Here is a 23609-nt window from a genome sequence, read left to right as displayed (position 1 = left end):
CTTAGGTCTTTTAATAGTTTACTAGAACAATAGATGAAGTTATGACAACAACAAACAGCATACATATCATTCCTTCAAACTGAAAATTGCTATATGCAGTATCTCTTTTGAAAAATAACTTTAATATTAAAATCAAAAATACAGACAATAATGCAAATAAAACCACATTTAGATAACTTTTTTCTATCCCAAAAGGCATTACTTTCAAGTGAAAACAAATACCAATAAAATAAAGGTAAAAAACACCTTCAAGGTACTTTATTCTGTCGGAGATTTTTTCTCTTAATTTGACTTTAGTCTTATTCATCGGCGAGAGAAATAGCATATAGGCTGTTACTATAATTGCGCTTGATATTAGAAATAGAGATTGGTATTTATTCAGGAAAGTATCTACCATTTTTTGAGGAGCATCGAAGATTCCTACGCCATCAATTAAAACTATCATGAGTGAAAAGAATATAAACGTAATAGTGGCAATTACAAAGCAAACGCCCGACTCTTTAGCTACGGTAATTAATAGCGCTCTCGACTCAACATTATTCTCCAAAATTTCTTCTTTATCAGTCAATTTACTACCTTTATTTATTTTTAATTCAATTGCTTACCAAGCTGATTTGGAAAGAGAGTAATATGAATTACTTCAATAATAAACAGATTTAAGGAATGTGTATTAAAATTTGTTAATTTCAACCAAAATCATAGACATTCAAATCGTTTAATTAGACAACTTATATAAGTGCTAATACACATTTTTATGGTTTACGATTCAAACTCAATTTCGACTAAATGAAATGAAATGAAAAATAGAATCGAAAATTAATAGGTACTTGGATTTAAGTAATTCTGTAAATTGAACTGCAATAATGCATTTTTTAAATAATGTATTAACCTTATTCATTGAATGATATTAAACAGTTACCCAACGATACGAGGTTAATTAATAGCTACAGCTTGACTATGAAGCACACGCTTCCTTTGTTCAATTTATTAAGTGCAGCCTACTAGCTGCCGATAGATTTATGCAGTGAATGGCGCGAATCAAATGCTATATTAGGATTAACAGTATTGTTCAGTTTATAAAAAAGCTACTACAGGAAGAAGAATAACTTTATTGAGGAAGAGCAGATGAATAGACCAATACCTGATGAGATAAACAAAGCCTATATCGGACTCATCGAAGATTATCAAAAAACTTACATGGGAAAGGTAATCAATGATGAAGGTGAAATGCCAATATTCACTTCTGTAACGTTCATAATGGAAAAGTGTAAATTATATTTAGCTAAATTGAATCAAGAAAGTATCTACGGTGAAAGTGATGCATTTACACTTCGTAATGATGCTATTTTATTCTTAATGACAAACATTCACCAGATGGTTTTTTTACCCTTACAAAGTGCATATGGTCCAAATCTTGAACTCTATAGTGAGGTTTCCAATGAACATTTTAATATCAATGATTTTTATAGAAAGATAGAAATCGATATTGAAGAGATCATAAATTGTTCCGTTGAATTGGCAAAAAAAAGAGAACGGAAAGATATTCCTGCATCAATTGTGTTAGAAGCATCAGGATCAATAATTTTTGATTTAAATATGAAGAGCTTTAGGATTTGGGAGAACATCTATGTCCCAGCAAGATGAAAATAAAGAAGCATTAGAGGTAAGCAGTAACGAAAAAAATGAAAAGAAAAAACCATTAAAGATAGACAGTAACAAAATAGAAAGAATGGAAAAAACTAGCGATGGTTTATTCAATCTATTGTTTGTTGTTCTAGCAGGTATTCCTGCAGCTATTTACTCGTTCGCTACAAAGTACAACATGCCATTTTATTTCTACCTCGTTTTACTATTAGTTCTAGTTAGTCTTTATTGTAGCTGGCGAAACCGCGTACTAGGTCTTGCTTACTTATCAGAGGGTAAACAAGCAGTTCAGGGATATTTCGATAAACAGGCTAAAGCAATAGTTGTTGCGATTATTTTGTTAGTCATTGCTATAGCAATTGGGTTATCAAGTGCGAAAGAGCAACCTACAATCCAATCAACTGAAATAGAAAAATCAGACTTAAAGCAGTGAGCCTTTAACCTAATTATTTCTTTGAATGATTAGTACTAATTCAATTACATTAATTTTAACCTACTTACTGACCACCTTTTCAAAAAATAAAACATAATTGAAATTCACACTATTCACTAAAGGAAAATATTAAGTTTTTGTATAAGTCGTAAGCAATGCATACTAAATCATTAACCAATCAAATTAACCGCCGCTGCCTTATGTTCTGGCGCTAAGTGTGCGTACCTTAGCGTCATTGTTAAATCTTTATGCCCCAACAATTCACGAACAGTATTTAGGTCAACACTTGCCATGACTAGCTTACTGGCAAAATGGTGCCGTAAATCATGAAACCTAAAATTGGTGATTAGCGCCCTTTCCAATAAAGAATCCCAGCCTTTTTTAACATCTAATAGATGAGTATTATTTTCACCTTTAAATACATAGCCTTTTTTACCTGATAACTCTTTCCAATTAGCAAGTGCGTTATAAGCAATATTGTTCATTGGAATATGGCGCGTTTTACCTGATTTGGCTTTATCAGATACAACGGTAATTATTCTATTGCCGAAATCTACTTGCTCCCACTCTAACGAGAGGATTTCGCCTTTACGCATACCTGTATTCATGGCGATAAGTACAACGGGTTCTAAGTGGTCTGCAAACTCATACTGATTGAGATCAGTTAGTAATTCATAATTTCGTGATTGCCTGAATTCATTGGCGCTAGTTCTTTGCACTTTTATCTCGTTGTCACGATCTCTAAGTGCCTTTTTAAGCCTTTTCTCTTCCAGAGAATCCAAGTACCTAACTTTTGAATTGTCGACCTGTAAGGCTTTTACTTTGCTTAAATCGTGACTTTCTATTACTCCCCACTCGACCGCCCTACTCAAGCAGCCTTGAAGTTGTGTTATTTGACGATTAACCGTTGCAGGCTTTAATCCTTTTTTTAAGCGCTTGCTACGCCACTTTTCAAGCTCCCATGCGTTTATATCGCTTAGTTGAAAATCATAAAACTCACTAAATGATGATTTAAAACTCTTCATTGCTTTATCAGCAGTTTTTGCATTGCGAGAAAACAACCAAGGTGAATAGCTCTGTTCTAGAAAAACTTCTAACGTTGAAAGCTTGGCAAGTTTAGTTTGAATGCGGTCTTCTTTTTTGACCGTTTGAACATCAACGCCTTTTGTTACTTCCGCTAGTTTATCTTTAGCAAGATCTCGGGCTTGGATAGGCGTAATAATTGGGTGATTCCCCAATTTGAAATTTACTTGCTTACCTTTGTGACGATAATAGATATAGTAAGATATATTTCCACCATCAAATATACGCGCATGAAAGCCTGATAATTCTGTATCATTTTGGCGTTTATCTTCTGGTTTTAATTCTTTAATACTGGTCGCTGTGATCTTTTTCTTGATAGCCATGTCATTTCTATTTGTAGCATATTTGTAGCACACTCATTATTTCTCAATGAACAACAGTAAACAAGAGAAAACTAACTACAATAAAAATAACAGCTAAATATCAACAACTTAAATAAAAATAACGTTCATCCTTGTTCATTGGCGTTTACTGAAAAACAGGCCTTTTTCACGCTCCTAAGGGGCAGGTCGCAGGCTCGACTCCTGCTGGGGTCGCCATATAAATAAACAAACTACTTTCTAAACGCCAACTGAAAAATCGAGTTGCAATAACCTGTCCTTTAAAGAGCAATCCTTTGGTGTTTTGATTGAAGTCATCGTCATATTGACTGAGTTTGTATTCACCCTCTTTAGAGTGATTCTTGCTTTTTATAGATCATCTGAACGAGGTATTCGCTACTTGTATCAAAATCTTTGTATTGTGTCTTATAAGTTGGGCCTAAAGTGTTCTCTACTTGCGAAAGAATCTCTTCAAACTCTTTATCTTTTTCATGACCTTGTTTAACCAGTTGCCATACTGAGTCCAAAAATTTTGCATCACGAACTACCGATTTCACTGTGGTTATTTCACCATGCCCAGGGAGTACAATCGTGGGGTTCAAAGAGGCTACAACGCTCAATGTATCAATCAAGTTTGGTACGTTGCCACGAGGCGTCATAATCGGCAGCCAATTTGAGCTTAATACATCTCCGCCCATTATGACTTGCTGCTCAGGTAGCCACACCAAAACATCACCAGGAGAGTGGCCACTATTGGCAAAAATAAACTCTATATTTACGCCGCCAAGGTTGCGCTTTTCTTTTTGAGCCAAAACAGCGGTAGGATAAGAGAGGTCGGTTGTACCCGTTGCACCTTCTGTCATGCGAGAAAATGCGTCAACAACACCTTGTCCGTCTTCTTTCATTGCTGCTATTGATAAACCGGTTGAATAAATTTCAGCACCTTGTTTAGCAAAAGCTGCGTTCCCTAACCAATGGTCGGCGTGACTGTGAGAATTTACAACCCAACGAATTGGCTGCTCTGTCACCGACTTAATAGCCTTAATTATACCGTTGCCAATTAATTCAGACGAGCCAGTGTCAAACACTAAAACGCCCTTTTCAGTCACAACAAAATGGCTATTAGAATTCCATCCTTTGTTATCTTCACTAGGTCGTCCATACGACGGTGAAATTATGCTATACACGTTTTTGGTAACATGAGTCACTGAAAAGTCAAAATTAGTATCGGCAGCCAACACTTTGCTAAGAAACAGGCCAAGAAAACTTAGCGTGAGTAAAGTGGGTTTAAACATTTTACGATTATCTTCCATATATTCGATAGTTAATTGAGCAACTTGGTTTTTATAACAGCATAATCGGCTTAAGTTGGTATTTTGAGATGGTTTGCTGAGTTATTACGTTAAAGGGCAGCTAAGTAGACAACATAAGTAAGCGCACAAATAAATGGTAGGTTGTGCTGCGCGAAGATGAAACAAAACTGTTAACACAGTCTCATGGACAGTTTTCCATTTCAATTCGTGCGGGATCGGTATAAGTTCAAGCAAGCTGTATAAAGGTCAGCACTTTAACATTAGCCGTAAGTTATACTACTCCGGCCACACAGTAGATTGACAGCCAAAATAGAAATACAAAAGCTAATTACACAATAATGATGCCGCTGTTTAGTCTTTCGGCTCATTTTCGTCACTCTTTATTTTAACATACAAACAACTCGTTACTTGACTGTAACAAATTGGTACAAATTAAGTTTTTTACATTGTTACTATAATGTCACACACTGATTAAGCGGCTTTGAACACACCGCGAGAAGATATGAATTTAATTTGCTTTAAATGTAACAATTCAGAAACAAGCAACTAATATTAGTTAAGAATAGGAATAATGTACTTATAAATTGATTTTTTTGAAATAATCAGATTGCGTAGATTTCCTGTATTTTTAAATAAAGTCATTAATTAGTATATGCCCATACGAAAACTGTATATTTAATCTAGAGGTTTATATGAAGGGAAAATCACTACTAGCACTTGCTTTAGTTTCAGTCCTTGCGACAACAGCTACAACTGCTAATGCAACAACTGATAAATCACGTCCAAACGTTTTAGCGATTTGGGGTGACGATATCGGTATGGATAACCTAAGCGCATACACGAAAGGCCAAGCAGGACACTGGACGCCAAACATCGATCGTATCGCTAACGAAGGTGTATTATTTACTGACTTCTACGGTGAAAACTCTTGTACAGCGGGTCGTTCAGCTTTCATTACGGGTCAACATCCAATGCGTACAGGCTTAACTAAAGTAGGTATGCCTGGTGCCAAACAAGGCATGAAGAAAGAAGATCCAACACTTGCCACTATGCTAAAAGATAAAGGCTATGTGACAGGTCAATTCGGTAAAAACCATTTAGGTGACTTAGATGACATGTTACCAACAGAACATGGTTTTGATGAGTTCTTTGGTAACTTATACCACTTAAATGCGGAAGAAGAGCCAGAAGGAGTCGACTACCCGAAAAATCCTGCGTTTAAAAAACAATTTGGCCCTCGTGGTGTAATTCACTCATATGCTGACGGCCGCATTGAAGATACAGGTCCATTAACAAAAAAACGTATGGAAACTGTGGATGAAGAATTCTTAAGTGCTTCTCTTAGCTTTATTGACAAAGCACATGAAGAGAAAAAACCTTTCTTCGTATGGTTTAACTCGACACGTATGCACGTTTGGACTCACTTAAAGCCTGAGTCTGAAGGTATTTCAAAACGCGGTGGTTTATACGGTGACGGTTTAGTTGAGCATGATCGTCACGTTGGTCAATTACTTGACAAGTTAGACGAGTTAAACATTGCTGACAACACAATCGTAACTTACACAACTGACAATGGCGCAGAAAAATTCACATGGCCTGATGGCGGAACAGTGCGTTACCGTGGTGAGAAAAACTCTACGTGGGAAGGTGGTTTCCGTGTTCCAGCTATGATGCGTTTTCCGGGTAAAATCCCTGCGGGCTCAATTGCTAACGAAATTGCTTCACACAATGACTGGGCACCTACTTACTTAGCAGCTGCTGGTAACGATACTATTGTTGCAGACCTTAAAAAAGGTAAGACGTTAAACGGTACTAAGTACAAAGTCCACATGGACGGCTACAACTTATTACCTGCACTTAAAACAGGTAAAAACACAACAGCTGATGATAATTCAAATTGGCCACGTAAATCATTCTTCTATGTAACTGACGGTGGCGACATTTCAGCAGTGCGTGTAGGCGACTGGAAGGTTATGTTCAGCATTCAAGAATGTGAAGGTATTAATACTTGGAGATGCCCATTAACACCAATGCGTGCACCAATGATTGCAAACTTACGTCAAGACCCTTATGAAATTGCAGAGCATGAAGCGGGTTCATACGAGAAATGGTATTTTGAACGCTTACCATACCTATACTTAGGTGCAGCTACTACTGCACAGTGGTTACAAACTTATAAAGAGTTCCCGCCACGCCAAGTACCAGGTTCATTCTCTGTTGACCAAATCGTTGAGAAAATGAATATTTGGCAAAACGCTCAATACAAATAATTAATACTTTTAATTATTGTTCAAAAGCCAACCATAAGGTTGGCTTTTTTACAGAAACGGTTACACATATAGCAATTAATCAAAATTAATACTTGTAAGTGTGCTTTAGTTAGCATCGCCAGCTTGTACACAAAACACCTTGATTTAAATTATTACTAGGAGAGTTTCATGCGCATATTAACCTTTATAATTTTGGTAACCGCATCCTTGAACGTATATTCAAGCGAGGCAGATCACTCCGGATTATTACCTGAAACCCAAGTAAAAGAGCTTATTAAAAAAGCATACCGTGGTTACTCTGAACAATATTCGGTCTTTGCCAAGCTTTTCAATTTATGCCAGAAAAAACCACACGACATTGAATGCAAAGAACCTTACGAGAATGCTAAAAAGGAATACAAAGCCTCCAAAGCACTTTATGACACACTTGAAGTGCAGTCAGACATACAATTTAGATACCTACCTGCTCCGCCAATGTCATTGAAACCATTAGATGACAATCTAAGAAAATTAGGTTACCTAAAAACAGAACAGGACGTTGAGCCAAACTTTCAAACAAGGCTAGGTGCATTAAATAAGTGGGCGGTTAATAATGGTCTACCAGAAACCAATAGAATTTACTTGTTGCACGTGCAATTAGTTGAAGCAGAAGTTAAGTTTAATTGATGTTTGATGGAGCCCATAAAGCTAATCTTATGGGCTTACCAGCCCCTCTTATATGATCGCTATATTAAAATAGTTTAATTACTGAAGAACGCACTACAAGACCACAATTCCAACATTACAGTTTTACTTATCAATGTAATAAAATATAACAAATAATTATTTTGGCCATAATACATAATCAAGCGAGTTAAAATCCTGACAAATAGCTAAAACAGTTATTTATCTCCTCCCTCTTTGCCCTTTAAATTTATAGGTTTAATAAAAGTTTTTCTTTGTTATTAGGGTTTAACACTATAAAACAGCCCTAATCACCATAAATCTAAGTTTACGTTTACGTAAGGAACGTTATTCGCATTAGTTTTTCTAATGAATCATCTGCAATATTATTTGTTTGTGAAACCCCGATGAGATCATGATAATAGCGTCTCTTTTTTCATTACCATTTAATATTTATAGGAGTATACAAACCTGATGAACGAAGTTTTCTTTGATGCCATGAGCTGGATAGGACTGGCTTTCTGTATAGGCGCATTTTTTATCAAAGACATACAATTGCTTCGCATAGCAACGTTAATAGGTTGTGTTCTCATGACGGTATATTATTCACATATCGAAGTGCCACAAGGCATAGTGTCTAATATCATCATCGTGGTAATTAATTTCGTGTACTTATTAAAACGTACTGAAGAGGAAGAGGATGAGCAATCTAATTCAACACAATGTTTAGATTGAATCAACCATAATGCTCGCGCAAAAAAAAAGCCTCGTTTAATCACGAGGCTTTATTTTAACTAATCAAATTTACTTTGATTCTTCAACTTGTATTTCCGTATCACCAGCAACAGTATTATTTGAGAGCATTGCAGATACCGCTAACACTGCAACAGCAAAAAAAACAGTCGTGAGTTTAAATCCCTTTGAAGATGATTTATTCATTTTTGTTATCCTGCTTGTTGTTTGTTCTTTATTATTCTTAAACAACGCAGAAAAATTTAATTCATTCAATCACATAATTCAATCTTTTCCGTGGAATTTCTTCATTTAATTGCAGTTTTTGCCGTTTTAGCTACTAATACCCCAATTTTCGATCAATCGTATTGCTTAATGGTTGTTGGTTATTGTGCGCCAAATAGTTATCAACAATCTGGCGAACAACTTGTTTCTGGTCTGTAATAGCAGCGATATGTGGTGTAAGTATTACTTGTGGATGCGACCACAAAGGACTGTGTGTTGGCAAAGGTTCTAGCTGAACAACATCCAATACAGCGCTGGCGATTTCATGATTATCCAATGCCAACAGCAAATCATCTTCATTGACAGTGCTGCCTCGCCCAACATTAATAAAGCAGGCATGACTCGCCATGCATTTGAATAATTGCTTGTTGATCAAATGCTGAGTGGCATTTGTAGCAGGTAAGATTGAAACGATAAAATCTGCACCAGCTAAAACATCGGGCAACGCTTTCATACCGGTTCTAACGTTAAAACTGAGCTCAGGTTTGCTGTTTCGATTCCAGCCGGTAACGTTAAACCCATTATCATGTAGTTTTTGGCCAACAGCCTGCCCTATTTGACCAACACCTAAAATGGCCACATTTTTATAGTCATGCCTTTCTTGCGGTTGCCATTTGGATTGATGTTGCTGGTTAATGTATTTATCAAGGCGAATATTTTTCATTAGGAGAATGGATTGCACAAAGTCAGCCATTTGGCCAGATAAATTCTTGTCCACGATGCGGATCAGCGATGCTGATTTCGGTAGGTTAACGTCATTAATCAACCCATCAACCCCTGCCCCTAATGAACATACGACTTCAACATGTGGTAATTGCTGCCAAATATCCTCTGGCTGACGCCAAGCAACAACAAACGTTGCTTTAGCCAACTGTTTTGTGTCAGGCCAAACCGCTACATCAACTTCTGGAAGTTCATTTTTTATGCCTTGAACAAGTTCGTCTAAACTACGATCTGTAATCAACAGTCCTATCGTCATCGTTTTTTACACTTTCATTGATTAAACTTGTTGGTACTTATCCAAAGATTCACCGTCAAAATACTTTTCACCCTTTCGACTAATATCGGCTTTAAAGGATGCACTGATCATATAGTTGAGCCCTGAAATGGGGGACAATTTAATATCACCGCCCAGCTGGTGACAAATCTCTTGTGCGAGCGTCATCGAGGTGTTCAATTGGGTAAATTCTTCTTCTAAAATTTCCGTCGAAACGTTGTGGCCAGAGCTTCCCTCATCACTCGGTGTCACGACCAAAAATATTGTGACGCTGCTGTGTTTATGCATGTGTGCTTTAACGGTTATTCGCAAAGCATCGCAGTTAAATATCAACGCACCATTTTGAAGTATGGCATTAAAAACTTGTTGAATACGTAATTCATCACCGTCTATCATCTGTGGAACATCTTTATGAACAACAAATGTCACTGTTTTCACAATTTGCTGCTCACTCACGTTCGACATATTTTCAATACGTTTGATAAATTCATGCAAATCAAATGATGATTTTTTCACAGACAATAGCCCTGTTTCTAATTCCGACATGTCTTTGATGGTGCGAACAAATTGATTTAGCTGATCTGATACCAAATTAATGTTGCCAATAATGTCTTGTCGCTCATCGTCTGTTTTACTATTAACTAACATTTCGGAATAGCCAACAATACCTTTAATAGGCACTCTCAACTCATTACTTAACATTTTTAGAAATTTACTTTTTGTCTGACTGACATGTTCTGAGCTTTCCTTCTCGAGTATAAGTTCTCGCGTTTTCAATCTAATTTGCTGTCTTAGTTCACTCGAATATGCCGTCATTAGCAAAATAAGAAATTGGTATAACAAACCTCCCAATGTGCCCCCCACCAAGACGCCCCAGTTTATCCAGCTGCGTGGTTGTAACATTGATGGCTCTGTTTCTCCAATGGTAATTCGCCATTGACGACTAAAGGCATCCATTTCGCTTGCATGAATTAATCTATTTTGGTCATTTAATTCATTACCATACAAAGCCAATGGTTGTGTATTAGAAACGTCTTCAATAAATAGTGACACTTTCTTGCTGTGTTCAATACTGATGCTCTTCGGGTTAAATAATTCAAATGCATCAACCACGGCGACTAAATACCCCGCTGCATATTTAGCCTCTTGTGCAGAGCCAACATCTGTTGATGAAATCAAAAGGGAAGAAAAAACATAAATATTATTACCTTCAAGTCCATTAAGGTTTGAATTTATTGGCAGTGTCGCAACAGATGTTCCAAGCTGATTTGCTTTTAACATGGCTTTATTAAATTCTTGGTGGCTAAGAAAATCTACCGCTAAATAATACTCTGACAACGCTGTTGGGTAGACGTATTGAAGGGGAGCGTTATACGATTCATTCTTTAATGTACTCATTTGTGCATCGAATGGCCGAATACTCAAATCTAATGCAGGAAACATGTCATTGAGTTGCTTTTCAAACTGTGCTTGATCTTCACGTGCAATAACAGGCAACCAACCAAAAATTTTTACTTGTGTTGTATCACGAAAAATAAGCCTACTGAAGGTGTTAAATTCAGTAGCATCAACATTTTCACTTGCATTGAAAAATGCGCCAAGTGAATGTAATTGCTCCTCCACCATGTCGATACGCTTTTGAATTTGCGCGGTGATTTCTCTTTCAGAAATATGAAATGTATCTGCGCGCTGATGTTGATAGTCTTTTTGCGTCACTTTAAATAGAAGGCAAAGTGCGATAAAACCCAGTATTGACGCTACCATGATTTGCTTTTTTTTCGTCTGACTGATCATGGTATTGCTGTTATAAAAAAGAATTAATGTGATAGTAAACACAGAAAACAACATCGACAATGACCAATGACTCATAAAAATAAAGAGTAATCCAGAGTCAAATGTTTGGTTGTCCATCACCGATAATATCGATACGCCAGCGGCTGAAACCAAAGAACCCACAGGCCCGATTTTGATCATAAAAGACATTAAGTCTGAACGTTTGGAAAGCCAACGTTCTAACTCTATTTCACCAGAGGTCAGCTGCACAATCCACAAGCTTTGTAGTGTAATGCTCAGTAAGGCAATTAAAATAAGTGAAAGCGTTACATCCAAATCCAAGAAATAGCTTGAGGCCAGTAAAATAGTTGATATCACGGCCAACACAAGAAATATTGAACGACTGCCCCAAAAGAGAATTAGGGCTGTAGAAACCCCTGCCATAGGGCCAATGTAATTGAGGACAGAAAAAGGTTTAAAACAAATCGAGACGATCGTAGCTATTACAAAAACAAGGAGACTAACTAAGCTAATTTTCTTGATATGTTCAATCATCTAATTCCCTAGAGTAAATGAGTTTTTCTTTTCCTTTTCATGGTTATACCATGAAATTCTCTTTTCAGAGAATGATATCGAAATTTTTGCTCAAAAAATCTGATTATCTTATTTTACAAAAGAGTGGCTCAGTGGCGTTTTGAGCTCGTTTTCCTCACTTGATTATATAGCCTTATAACACTTTTCAACTGTTTTAGAAAAATAACTCTAAAACTTACAATATAATTTGCAGTACGCTTAGCACTGAGCGAGAATAGCGCAATATTTCGCTTATTCAATTCTAGTTAAATTTATCAGGAGCAATTATGCCGTCGCGTCAACAACTGGCCAATGCAATCCGTGCTTTAAGCATGGACGCCGTTCAAAAAGCAAAATCGGGACATCCCGGTGCCCCTATGGGTATGGCTGATATCGCAGAAGTACTCTGGCGTGACTATTTAAAGCATAATCCGGCGGATCCTAAATGGTCTGATCGTGACCGCTTTGTTTTGTCAAACGGCCATGGCTCAATGTTGATTTATTCACTTCTTCATTTGACCGGTTACGACTTACCAATGTCAGAGTTAGAAAACTTCCGTCAACTACACTCAAAAACACCGGGCCACCCTGAATACGGTTACACGCCAGGTGTTGAAACAACAACGGGCCCATTAGGCGCAGGTATTTCAAATGCCGTTGGTATGGCAATCGCCGAGAAGACTTTAGCCGCACAATTTAACCGTGAAGGTCATGATATTGTTGACCACAACACCTACTGTTTCCTAGGTGACGGTTGTTTAATGGAAGGTATTTCACACGAAGCTTGTTCATTAGCCGGTACGCTAGGTCTAGGTAAGTTGATCGCCTTTTGGGATGACAATGGCATTTCTATTGACGGTGAAGTAGACGGTTGGTTCACTGAAGACATTCCAGCACGCTTTGCTTCCTATGGCTGGCATGTTATTGCCGGTGTTGATGGTCATGACTCAGTCGCTGTTGCTTCGGCAATTGAAGAAGCGAAATCAGTCACTGACAAACCAACAATGATTTGTTGTAAAACTATCATTGGTTTTGGTTCACCAAATAAATCAGGTAGCCATGACTGTCACGGCGCACCATTAGGTGATGATGAGATTGCTGCAGCACGTGAATTTTTAAACTGGCCACATGCGCCATTTGAAATTCCAAGTAACGTTGCTGATGCCTGGAATCAAACTGAAAAAGGTGGTCAAAGCCAATCAAGTTGGAATGAAAAATTTGCCGCATACCAAGCTGCACACCCTACCCTTGCTGCTGAATATGAGCGTCGTGTAATTAAAGGCGATTTACCAGCTGATTTTGAAGCAAAAGCTAACGCTTACATTTTAGAGTGCCAAGAAAAATCAGAAAACGTTGCTTCGCGTAAGGCGTCGCAAAATACTATCGAAACCTTCGGTAAAGTATTACCCGAATTATTAGGTGGCTCTGCTGACCTTGCAGGTTCAAACTTAACACTTTGGTCGGGCTCTAAAGGTATTCAAGACGACGCTGCTGGTAACTACATTTTCTACGGTGTTCGTGAATTTGGTATGAGCGGTATCATGAACGGTATTTCTTTACACGGTGGTTTTATTAACTACGGCGCAACTTTTATGATGTTCATGGAATACGCACGTAATGCGGTTCGTATGTCTGCACTAATGGGCATTCAAAACATTTTCGTTTATACCCATGACTCAATTGGTCAAGGAGAAGATGGTCCAACGCATCAACCAATTGAACAACTAACAAACTTACGTACCACACCGAACATGGTGACATGGCGCCCAGCTGATGCAACTGAATCAGCTGTAGCATGGAAAAATGCAGTAGAGCGTCAAAATGCGCCAACATCACTTATTTTCTCTCGCCAAGGTTTACCTGCACTTGGCCGTTCAAATGAGCAAGTAGCAAATATTGCAAAAGGTGGTTACGTACTTAAAGATAGCGTCGGTACACCAGAAGTTATTTTAATTGCGACCGGCTCAGAAGTGTCATTAGCATTAAATGCTGCAGATGCGTTAGGCGATAACGTACGTGTAGTTTCAATGCCATCAACGAATATTTTTGATGCACAAGATGCTGCATATAAAGAGTCTGTGTTGCCAAGCACAGTAACAAAACGCGTTGCTGTTGAGGCGGCTCATACTGATTTTTGGTACAAATATGTGGGCTTTGGTGGCAAAGTTGTCGGTATGACAACCTTTGGTGAGTCAGCACCTGGTGGCGATTTGATGAAGCACTTTGGCTTCACAGTCGACAATGTCGTCGAGACAGTTAATAGCTTATAATTGCTATTACCAATTAAGCGCCGCTAGTCGGCGCTTTTATTTCTCTATTGTTTTAATTTCTTTGTTAACTATGTTCATAACAACATGCGCTTAAATTCTACGTCATCATCTTCTACTTCGAACAATCCGCTACCTGTGCGAATTGCTATCAATGGCTTTGGCCGTATTGGTCGCAGCATCGCCAGAGCGTTATATGAAAACGGGCGACAATCTGAGTTCGAATTAGTTGCTATCAATGAGCTTGCTGATCCTAAAGGCATTGCGCATCTATTAAAATATGACACAACCCATGGTCGATTTCCGTTTGCAGTAGAACATCAAGGTGAACAATTAATTATTGCTGGCGACGAAATAAACCTAAGTCACTACAAAAATTTGTCAAAGATGCCATGGCAAGCCAACGAAGTTGATATTGTTTTGGACTGCACAGGAAAGTTTTCTAGTCACGCAGATGGTGAACAACACATTGCTCAGGGAGCAAAGAAAGTACTGTACTCACACCCTGCGGCGCACGATGTCGACGCCACTATAATTTATGGTATCAACCATAACTCATTAACAGCCAGTGATACGGTGGTCTCTAATGGCTCTTGCACCACAAACTGTATTGTACCTGTCATTAAAGTCATTGATGATGCCTTTGGTGTTGAAAGTGGCACGATAACCACGATTCATTCGTCCATGCACGATCAACAAGTTATCGATGCATATCACCCTGATTTGCGCAGAACCAGAGCAGCTAGTCAATCCATTATTCCCGTAGATACTAAACTAGCCAAAGGCATTGAGCGCATTTTGCCAAAGTTCTCTGGCCGTTTTGAAGCGATTGCCGTGCGCGTACCAACTATCAACGTGACTGCCATGGATTTAAGTTTGACGCTCAATTCAGATGTATCAATCGATGATATAAACAACGCCATTATTGAAGGTCAGAAAAATGGCCTTGCAGGTATCTTAGGCTATACCGAAGAACCATTGGTGTCTGTCGACTTTAACCATGATCCGCATTCATGCATCGTTGACGGTAACCAAACCCGCGTGAGTCACAAACGATTGGTGAAATTACTGATTTGGTGTGATAACGAATGGGGATTTGCAAACCGAATGCTGGATACTGCATTAGCGATGGCAAACGTAAACAAATAAAGATTAATTCCACGATTCTAAATTAAATAAGCAATCTCAAACGATAACGAGGAGCTAAAATGTCAGTAATTAAAATGAGTGACTTATCACTCAATGAAAAACGCGTACTTATTCGCGAAGATTTAAACGTACCTATCAAAGACGGGAAAATCACTTCAGATGCACGTTTACGCGCCGCACTACCAACCTTAAAACTTGCATTAGAAGCGGGTGCTAAAGTGATGGTTATGTCACACCTTGGTCGCCCAACTGAAGGCGAATTCAATAACGAATTCTCACTTCAGCCTGTTGTTGACTACTTAGCTGCAGCACTTAACTACCCTGTGCGTTTGGTGACAAATTATCTCGATGGTGTTGAAGTCGGTACCGGCGAATTGGTTGTTTTAGAAAACGTACGCTTTAATGTTGGCGAAAAGAAAAATAACGATGAGCTCGCGCAAAAAATGGCGGCTCTTTGTGATGTTTACGTTATGGACGCATTCGGTACAGCCCATCGCGCACAGGCAAGTACTCACGGCGTAGCTAAATTTGCACCAACGGCTTGTGCAGGTCCTTTGCTTGCGGGTGAATTAGAGGCACTAGGTAAAGCACTTGATAATCCAGCAAGACCTTTAGTTGCCATTGTTGGTGGGTCAAAAGTATCAACTAAATTAACGGTATTAGAGTCTTTAGCAGGTATTGTCGACCAACTTGTTGTTGGCGGCGGCATTGCCAACACCTTTATCGCAGCAAATGGACATAATGTAGGTAAATCACTTTATGAAGCAGACCTAATTGACGAAGCCAATCGTTTAACCGCAAATGCACAAGCCAATAATGGTGATATTCCAGTACCAAGTGATGTAGTTGTAGGGAAAGAATTCTCAGAAACGGCTCAAGCGACGTTAAAGGCGGCAAATGACGTCGAAAGCGATGATATGATATTTGATATTGGTCCAGAATCAGCCAAAGCACTGGCAGATATTTTGAAAAACGCTGGAACGATTGTTTGGAACGGCCCTGTAGGCGTCTTTGAATTCGACCAATTTGGTGAAGGCACTAAAGCTATTGCTCATGCAATCGCGGAAAGTTCAGCATTTTCAATCGCCGGTGGCGGAGACACTTTAGCCGCAGTTGATAAATATGATATTGCCGATAAAGTCTCATACATTTCAACCGGTGGCGGCGCATTCTTGGAGTTTCTTGAAGGCAAAAAGCTACCTGCCGTCGCTATTTTAGAAGAGCGAGCAAAAAGCTAAATTAATACTAGTAGAAAAGTTTTAAAGCCAAGACATATGTTCTTGGCTTTTTTATACGCGTATAGCCTATGTGCTATTTTTATAAAAGGATGTAATTTTTCATCAAAATAACACTAAAAAGATAAAATAAGCTCAAATATTACGGCGATTTTAGTAATTCTCGAACAAAATTTTAGCGAGTGTTAGGGTTTTGATTTTTATTCGTTTGTTGCGACATTTTAGTGATAATTGCACTGGTTCCTTGCTATAATCTTGTCGCCTATTTGGTAAGCTTTCATTTTTTATTTCAACGAGATAAAAAATGAAAATTTTTCGGTTAATAGCAAATACACTAGGAGTATTACATGGCTTTAATTTCAATGCGTCAAATGCTTGATCATGCAGCAGAATATGGTTACGGCATTCCAGCATTTAATGTGAATAACTTAGAGCAAGTACGCGCGATCATGATCGCAGCGGATGCAACGGATAGCCCTGTAATATTGCAAGGCTCTGCAGGAGCGCGCAAATATGCAGGTGCCCCATTCCTTCGCCATTTAATTTTGGCCGCTATTGAAGAATTCCCACACATCCCTGTGGTTATGCATCAAGACCACGGTACATCACCCAGTGTATGTCAGCGCTCTATTCAATTAGGTTTTTCATCTGTGATGATGGATGGCTCTTTAATGTCTGACGGCAAAACACCTTCATCGTATGAGTACAATGTTGATGTGACTCGCCGTACCGTTGAAATGGCACATGCCTGCGGTGTATCAGTAGAAGGTGAACTTGGTTGTTTAGGCTCTTTAGAAACAGGCGAAGCGGGTGAAGAAGACGGCGTAGGCGCTGAAGGTAAGTTGACCATGGATCAAATGTTAACTGATCCAGAAGAAGCCGCTGACTTCGTTAAAAAGACACAAGTTGATGCTTTAGCAATAGCCTGTGGAACTTCACACGGTGCCTATAAATTCACTCGCCCACCAACAGGCGATATTTTAGCTATCGATCGCATTAAAGCTATTCACGAGCGCATTCCGAACACTCATTTAGTGATGCATGGCTCATCTTCTGTTCCTCAAGAATGGTTGGCTATTATTAATGAATTCGGTGGCAAAATCCCAGAAACATACGGTGTACCTGTAGAACAAATCTTAGAAGGGATCAAAAATGGTGTTCGTAAAGTAAATATCGATACCGATCTTCGTCTAGCTTCTACTGGCGCTGTTCGACGCTTTTTGGCAAACAATCCAAGCGAATTTGACCCGCGTAAATTCTTGAAGGTTTCTACTGACGCTATGGCTGATATCTGTAAAGCGCGTTACGAGGCATTTGGCACTGCAGGCCACGCCAGTAAAATTAAACCAATTTCATTAGATAACATGTTTTCTAAGTATGAAAACGGCGAGTTAGACGCTTTAGTTAAATAAGCGGCAGCACCATTTGTAAATAAAAAAGGGCTTATGCCCTTTTTTTGTGTCATTTTTTTAACATTTTGTGCCTAAATCGTAGGTTTACTGAAATATCTTGGCTATAATCGCACCAAATAGGCTAAGCAGCAGTATTGGCTTAGCGACAATAAAAAAGAAATGGGGAACCACATGGAACAAATCACATCCTTTTTACAAAATAACCAAGATATGATGATTAGCTACGGCATTAAAGTCATTGTTGCCATTATTATCTTTATCGTGGGTAAATCATTATCTAAAATGGTGAGCACGACCATTACAAAATTAATGGCCAAAAGAGGCGTTGATACCACAGTCTCATCTTTTGTAGGAAGTATCATTTATGGCTTAGCCTTCGCACTAACCATCATTGTTGCAATTGGACACTTAGGGTTTAATACCACATCTTTGGTAACCATTATAGGTGCTGCGGGTTTAGCTGTTGGTTTAGCATTACAAGGCTCTTTATCAAACTTCGCATCAGGTGTATTACTTATTATGTTTCGTCCGTTTAAAGCGGGTGACTTTGTAGAGGTTTCCGGTGTATCAGGTGTTGTAGAGGAAGTACTAATTTTCTCAACCATTCTTAGAACGGGTGATAACAAAACAGTCATTATTCCAAACGGCGGTATTACTGGCGGCACTATTACCAACTATTCAACCAAACCTACACGTCGTATCGACCTTGTCATTGGCGTCAGTTACGATGCGAACCTAGCTCAAGCAAAAGAAATACTATCAAAAGTTGTTGAAGCCGACGATCGTGTACTTCCAGAGCCCGGCGTAACCATAGGCGTAAGTGAATTAGCAGATTGTAGCGTGAACATTGTTGTTCGTCCTTGGGTCAAGTCTGGCGATTATTGGCCAACATACTTTGCCCTATTAGAAAATATTAAAGTTGCTTTAGACGAAGCAGGTATTGAAATTCCTTACCCGCAAATGTCTGTACATGTAAATAAAGAGGAAGAAAATGAAGAATAATTTAATTGCTGCTGCAATTATTGCGTTGACAGCGAGTGCTATTGCGTCGGCGGAAGAAACAGCTAAACCTGACGAGCACGAGATAAAAGCATCTGCTGAGCTTGGCTTTCTGTTTAAAACGGGTAACACCAAAAGTGGCGATATTAAAACAGGTTTTGATATAGAGCATAACTATCTTCAATGGCGCAACCTACTCAACTTCGATCTTCTTTACAAGAAAACTGAAACAGAAGTAGAAGATGCCAATGGTGATGTAAAAGATGAGTTTGAAACGAGCGACCAAAAATGGTCGATCGACGCGCAAACTAACTACACTTTGACCAAAAGTCCACAGAATTATTTGTATGGGAACTTATCATATCAAGACGATCGGTTTAGCAGCTTCGACAACCAAAGTTCTGTTTCAGTGGGTTGGGGTAAGCAATGGATGAAAGATAAAGTTTCATCATTATTTGCTGATATAGGTCCTGGTTACAAACGTGACGTGATCAAAGAAACTGGTGATACCGAAACAGCTGCGATTGTCCAAGCACAGGCGTTATATGAACGTGCCATCAATGAGCATGTGCAGTTTAAGCAATCGTTAGTAGCCAAGTACGCAGTAGACTCTGATAAGAACAGTAACTACAAAGCAGAATCGTCGTTAACAACAAAACTGATTGAAGATTTACAAATGAAGTTTAGCTTTATTGTTGAACACAACACTGAAGTTGCAGATGGTGACGATAATACAGATACACAAACAGCTGTAACATTAGTATATAGCTTCTAGTTCCGTTTTGTTTTCGCTAATAAAAAAAGCACCGAAAGGTGCTTTTTTTATACATTTGATTTATTTAGAAAATAGATCGAACTGAACTACGCTTTCTTCGCGTTGTACGTCTATTTCTCATTCTGCTGTGCAGTTCTCTACGTTTTGAGTCTAACCATTCTTCACGTGTTATTGTGCTATCACCTGCACGCTCTGATTCTCTTTCACGGTAGCTGCAAAACTCTTCATAGGCTTCGATATCGTCTTTAAGATCTTCAGAGACCAACTCGATCATGATGGCATCATCTAAAAAACCTAACACAGGAATATGATCAGGTACTAAATCTTCAGGCTCACTGAAGTACGCCAATGCACCTAATACATCGGTGCGCTCCGGCTCAGGAATTGCCCATTCGCTATCTTCAATCATTGCTACCATGGTTTCTAACTTTTTAAGTCTTGTCGAAACAAAGGCTGGTACGTCAACTTTGACGTCTTGGCTCAAGCTTTTTGCATTCGCTAAAATATCGGTCTCACTAATCTTTTTAGCCCCAGACTGAGCTTCTCTCATCACCGTTCTAAAATGCTCTATATCCGATTCATTTAGCTCAAAAGTAACTTCAAACGCCATTATAATTCTCCTATTATTTGGCTCGTTCTAATAATCCACTTTATAAATTTAACAGAACATTCGCGATTGAGCACGTAAGATATACAAATTAATTTGTTTTACCTGTAACAGACGATATAAATTGCAATACCCTTTTACACTTGTCTGTAAATCGAACAATGATAATATGTTAAGTAATTGTTTTAGCTCACGATGCCTTATGCCTTTAGAAACTAAAGAGAGTAATAATAAAGACTCTCAAACAGTCAGTTGCCAAAACTGCTTTGCTCCAACAGAAGGGCCATTTTGTAGTCGGTGCGGACAAGAGGTTGAGTCAAGACTAACCTATTTTTGGACAGTTATACTTCATATTCTTGATGACATCTTTAGCTTCGACTCTCGTGCAGCTCGCACAGTTAAACCACTACTCATCAACCCAGGATTTTTAACCAATCAGTATATTTTGGGACGTCGCGTATTCTATGTTCCACCGATCAAGTTATATTTGTTTGTTAGCGTTATTTTTTTTATATCGTTAAAATTTATCTCTTTTACAGATGATCAATTTTTAGTTCACAAGCAACGTGTTCAGCAAACAAGCGATGCCATTAACAAACGCGTTATCAGTCTAGAACAAGAAATAAAAAACCTGCCCATTGAACAACAGCAATTAACACGCGAACAGGTCACTCGTTTCAATGTCTATCAAGAACAGTTATCGCCCGGTACAGAGCGTAGTATTGTAGATATTGTTAAACGTATGGCAGACATAGAGTTGAGAGCAACTATAGAACAACCGCTTTCTAAAAAGAGACAAGCTGAACTTGATGAGCTAGCTAAAAAGCTTATTGAAGTTAAAGCGGGTGCCGATTCCGATCTTGGCAAAGTGAATGTCAATATTGGCAATACCAAAACCAACGTACTACTGTTTTCTTTTTTAAGTGACGAAGCAAATAAACGTTTAAATGAAAAAGTACAAGCGTTAGAGCAAAAAGCTGAAAACGCGATTAATACAGATGCTCGGCCATTAGCGAAGCAATCTATGAGTAAGCTGCCTCAATTGATGTTTGTACTTTTACCTTTCTTTGCCCTTATCTTAAAGATATTTTACCTATTCTCTAATCGCCTTTATCTAGAACATTTAACCGTTGCGCTTCACAGCCACAGTTTCATTTTTTCAGTCTTCCTGCTCCTTAATTTAACTTCAATCGTTCAGGAATATTGCAATGATAGTTTCATGTGGCTCTCATCAGGCCTAGATGTGTTGAGCGTCCTATTATTCATCTGGATACCAATATATCTATTTATTATGCAAAAGCGCGTATACAAACAAGGCAATATACTTACTGTGGTCAAGTTTTGTGTAGTGTCATTCGCTTATATCAATATGATCGCGATAACCAGCATTATTGCCTTTATTTGGGGGTTAACGGATATTTAGTCATCTTGGACATTGAAACCATGAAAGGCTGAAACGAAGCTAATAAAAAAGCACCCGAAGGTGCTTCTTATGATTATTCTAGAATGCCTTTATAGGTTATTCGGCTAAAGGGCGCATATGTGGGAACAAAATAACGTCTTTAATTGTTGGTGAGTCAGTGAACAACATCACTAATCGGTCAATACCAATTCCTTCACCCGCTGTGGGTGGTAAACCGTATTCAAGAGCTTGAATGTAGTCGGCATCAAAATGCATCGCTTCATCGTCTCCCGCATCTTTACCTTCTACTTGATTTTGGAAACGAGCAGCTTGATCTTCAGCATCGTTAAGCTCTGAGAAACCATTAGCCAACTCGCGACCACCTACGAAGAATTCAAAACGGTCAGTGATGAATGGGTTTTCATCGTTACGACGGGCTAGAGGTGAGACTTCCCATGGATATTCAGTGATGAATGTTGGTTGATCAAGTAAATGCTCCGCAACTTCTTCGAATATTTCACAGATGTACTTACCTGGTCCCCAGACTTTTGAAGCATCAGTTTCTTTAACACCAACTTGCTTAGCAATAGCTTTCAACGCTTCAAAATTTTCTTCAGGATTGCGCAAAACACTTTCATCAATATCGTTGCCATATTTTAATATTGCATCAATCATAGATAAGCGTGCGAACGGCTGACCGAAGTCGTAGAATTTTTCTTCAACCACTTCGCCTTCTGCGTTTTTCACTGTGTTACGAATAACAGAGGTACCCATCACATCTTCCGCTAAGGTACGCAACATATCTTCTGTAAGGTTCATCAGGTCATTATAATCCGCATAAGCTTGATAGAATTCGATCATAGTGAACTCTGGATTATGACGCGTTGATAACCCTTCATTACGGAAGTTACGGTTAATCTCAAATACTTTTTCAAAACCACCTACAACCAAACGTTTTAAGTAAAGTTCTGGCGCAATACGCATATACATTTGAATGTCTAAGGCGTTGTGGAAAGTTTCAAAAGGTTTTGCCGTTGCGCCACCAGGGATGGTTTGCAACATTGGCGTTTCCACTTCCATGAAGTCACGTTCAGTTAAAAACTTACGGATACCATCGACAATTTTTGAGCGTACTTTAAAGGTATTACGTGTGTCTTCATTGATGATTAAGTCAACATAACGCTGACGATATTTTGTTTCAACGTCTGACAAGCCATGGAACTTTTCTGGTAATGGACGTAGTGACTTAGTTAACAGCTCATATTTGTCCATGTTGACGTACAAATCACCTTTGCCGGACTTATGCATGGTGCCTGTCACACCGATAATATCGCCGATGTCTAACGTGCCCCAACGCTCTTTAATATCTTTTTGAACGGTTTTATGAGCATACGCTTGAATGCGCCCTGTCATGTCTTGCAACACAAGGAAAGGACCACGTTTGGCCATTACACGTCCAGCAATACTGTAAATGTCTGACTCAGCTTCAAGTGTTTCTTTGTCTTTCTCACCGTGTGCAGCCTGTAAATCAGCTGCATAGTGTTTTCGGTCAAACTTATTAGGGTGGCCATTAGCCGGACAGTTTTCACGAATTTGCGCTAATTTGCCGCGACGTTCGGCAATCAATTTGTTTTCGTCTTGATTCACTTGATCAGTCATTTGATTTCTCAATGTTTG

General features: G+C 38.7%; 20 protein-coding genes. 12 read left to right on the top strand and 8 right to left on the bottom strand.

The features are described 5' to 3' along the window. Window positions 1-10 precede the first annotated feature (10 nt). Window positions 11-568 carry a hypothetical protein gene (locus QUE03_RS03910; RefSeq protein ID WP_286265311.1) on the bottom strand — a complete coding sequence of 186 codons (558 nt, stop codon included), beginning with the start codon at window positions 566-568 and terminating at the stop codon, window positions 11-13. Between the two features lie 557 nt (window positions 569-1125). Here QUE03_RS03910 and QUE03_RS03905 point away from each other — a divergent pair. Beyond that, complete coding sequence (locus tag QUE03_RS03905) at window positions 1126-1644, top strand: hypothetical protein (RefSeq protein WP_286265310.1); 519 nt, start codon at window positions 1126-1128, stop codon at window positions 1642-1644. Next, window positions 1628-2077: a hypothetical protein gene (locus QUE03_RS03900; RefSeq protein WP_286265309.1), complete on the top strand. Its 450-nt coding sequence runs from the start codon at window positions 1628-1630 to the stop codon at window positions 2075-2077. The genes QUE03_RS03905 and QUE03_RS03900 overlap by 17 nt, the downstream gene beginning before the upstream one ends. A 170-nt stretch (window positions 2078-2247) precedes the next feature. Here the strand turns inward: QUE03_RS03900 and QUE03_RS03895 are convergent, their stop codons facing one another. Next, the gene (locus tag QUE03_RS03895) at window positions 2248-3483 is read right to left on the bottom strand and encodes a site-specific integrase (protein ID WP_286265308.1); all 1236 of its coding nucleotides are present in this window, start codon (window positions 3481-3483) and stop codon (window positions 2248-2250) included. 347 nt (window positions 3484-3830) lie between these two features. Beyond that, window positions 3831-4775 (bottom strand): MBL fold metallo-hydrolase, encoded by a 945-nt coding sequence (locus tag QUE03_RS03890; protein WP_286265307.1) that lies wholly within the window; start codon window positions 4773-4775, stop codon window positions 3831-3833. Between the two features lie 710 nt (window positions 4776-5485). Between QUE03_RS03890 and QUE03_RS03885 the strand changes: the two genes are divergently transcribed. The 3 genes from QUE03_RS03885 to QUE03_RS03875 all read left to right on the top strand — a co-directional run bounded on the left by QUE03_RS03885 (window position 5486) and on the right by QUE03_RS03875 (window position 8461). Continuing rightward, on the top strand, window positions 5486-7063 hold the full coding sequence (locus QUE03_RS03885) for an arylsulfatase (protein WP_286265306.1): 1578 nt from the start codon (window positions 5486-5488) through the stop codon (window positions 7061-7063). 168 nt (window positions 7064-7231) lie between these two features. Further along, window positions 7232-7729, top strand: a complete 498-nt coding sequence (locus tag QUE03_RS03880) for a hypothetical protein (protein ID WP_286265305.1) — start codon at window positions 7232-7234, stop codon at window positions 7727-7729. 471 nt (window positions 7730-8200) lie between these two features. Beyond that, window positions 8201-8461: a hypothetical protein gene (locus QUE03_RS03875; RefSeq protein ID WP_286265303.1), complete on the top strand. Its 261-nt coding sequence runs from the start codon at window positions 8201-8203 to the stop codon at window positions 8459-8461. Window positions 8462-8530: 69 nt separating this feature from the next. On the opposite strand, the gene QUE03_RS03870 is transcribed toward QUE03_RS03875, so the two are convergent. The 3 genes from QUE03_RS03870 to QUE03_RS03860 all read right to left on the bottom strand — a co-directional run bounded on the left by QUE03_RS03870 (window position 8531) and on the right by QUE03_RS03860 (window position 12068). Then, window positions 8531-8665, bottom strand: coding sequence for a hypothetical protein (locus QUE03_RS03870; RefSeq protein WP_286265301.1), 135 nt, complete (start codon window positions 8663-8665; stop codon window positions 8531-8533). Window positions 8666-8798: 133 nt separating this feature from the next. Then, a complete protein-coding gene (locus QUE03_RS03865; protein ID WP_286265298.1) occupies window positions 8799-9722 on the bottom strand; it encodes an NAD(P)-dependent oxidoreductase in 924 nt (307 codons plus the stop codon). A gap of 21 nt (window positions 9723-9743) precedes the next feature. Beyond that, window positions 9744-12068: a CHASE domain-containing protein gene (locus QUE03_RS03860; RefSeq protein ID WP_286265296.1), complete on the bottom strand. Its 2325-nt coding sequence runs from the start codon at window positions 12066-12068 to the stop codon at window positions 9744-9746. Window positions 12069-12373: 305 nt separating this feature from the next. Between QUE03_RS03860 and tkt the strand changes: the two genes are divergently transcribed. The 6 genes from tkt (at window position 12374) to QUE03_RS03830 (ending at window position 19923) form a co-directional block, all read left to right on the top strand. Continuing rightward, complete coding sequence (gene tkt, locus QUE03_RS03855) at window positions 12374-14356, top strand: transketolase (RefSeq protein WP_286265292.1); 1983 nt, start codon at window positions 12374-12376, stop codon at window positions 14354-14356. Between the two features lie 84 nt (window positions 14357-14440). Further along, window positions 14441-15502, top strand: coding sequence for an erythrose-4-phosphate dehydrogenase (epd, locus tag QUE03_RS03850; RefSeq protein WP_286265289.1), 1062 nt, complete (start codon window positions 14441-14443; stop codon window positions 15500-15502). Between the two features lie 59 nt (window positions 15503-15561). Further along, complete coding sequence (locus QUE03_RS03845; RefSeq protein WP_286265286.1) at window positions 15562-16740, top strand: phosphoglycerate kinase; 1179 nt, start codon at window positions 15562-15564, stop codon at window positions 16738-16740. Window positions 16741-17084: 344 nt separating this feature from the next. After that, on the top strand, window positions 17085-18149 hold the full coding sequence (gene fba, locus QUE03_RS03840; protein WP_286265283.1) for a class II fructose-bisphosphate aldolase: 1065 nt from the start codon (window positions 17085-17087) through the stop codon (window positions 18147-18149). Between the two features lie 171 nt (window positions 18150-18320). Beyond that, the gene (locus tag QUE03_RS03835) at window positions 18321-19151 is read left to right on the top strand and encodes a mechanosensitive ion channel domain-containing protein (protein ID WP_286265282.1); all 831 of its coding nucleotides are present in this window, start codon (window positions 18321-18323) and stop codon (window positions 19149-19151) included. Continuing rightward, entirely contained in the window at window positions 19141-19923 is a 783-nt protein-coding gene (locus tag QUE03_RS03830) for a DUF481 domain-containing protein (RefSeq protein WP_286265280.1), read from the top strand. The genes QUE03_RS03835 and QUE03_RS03830 overlap by 11 nt, the downstream gene beginning before the upstream one ends. A 64-nt stretch (window positions 19924-19987) precedes the next feature. Here the strand turns inward: QUE03_RS03830 and QUE03_RS03825 are convergent, their stop codons facing one another. Further along, the gene (locus QUE03_RS03825; protein ID WP_286265278.1) at window positions 19988-20533 is read right to left on the bottom strand and encodes a YkvA family protein; all 546 of its coding nucleotides are present in this window, start codon (window positions 20531-20533) and stop codon (window positions 19988-19990) included. 199 nt (window positions 20534-20732) lie between these two features. Here QUE03_RS03825 and QUE03_RS03820 point away from each other — a divergent pair, with 199 nt between their 5' ends. Then, window positions 20733-21953 carry a DUF3667 domain-containing protein gene (locus QUE03_RS03820; RefSeq protein ID WP_286265276.1) on the top strand — a complete coding sequence of 407 codons (1221 nt, stop codon included), beginning with the start codon at window positions 20733-20735 and terminating at the stop codon, window positions 21951-21953. Window positions 21954-22049: 96 nt separating this feature from the next. Here QUE03_RS03820 and lysS read toward each other — a convergent pair whose 3' ends face one another. After that, on the bottom strand, window positions 22050-23591 hold the full coding sequence (gene lysS, locus QUE03_RS03815; protein WP_286265274.1) for a lysine--tRNA ligase: 1542 nt from the start codon (window positions 23589-23591) through the stop codon (window positions 22050-22052). Window positions 23592-23609: the final 18 nt, after the last annotated feature.

The sequence above is a fragment of the Thalassotalea atypica genome, from assembly GCF_030295975.1.
Taxonomy (GTDB): Bacteria; Pseudomonadota; Gammaproteobacteria; order Enterobacterales; family Alteromonadaceae; genus Thalassotalea_F; species Thalassotalea_F atypica.
This window is presented reverse-complemented; position numbering and strand designations above follow the sequence as displayed.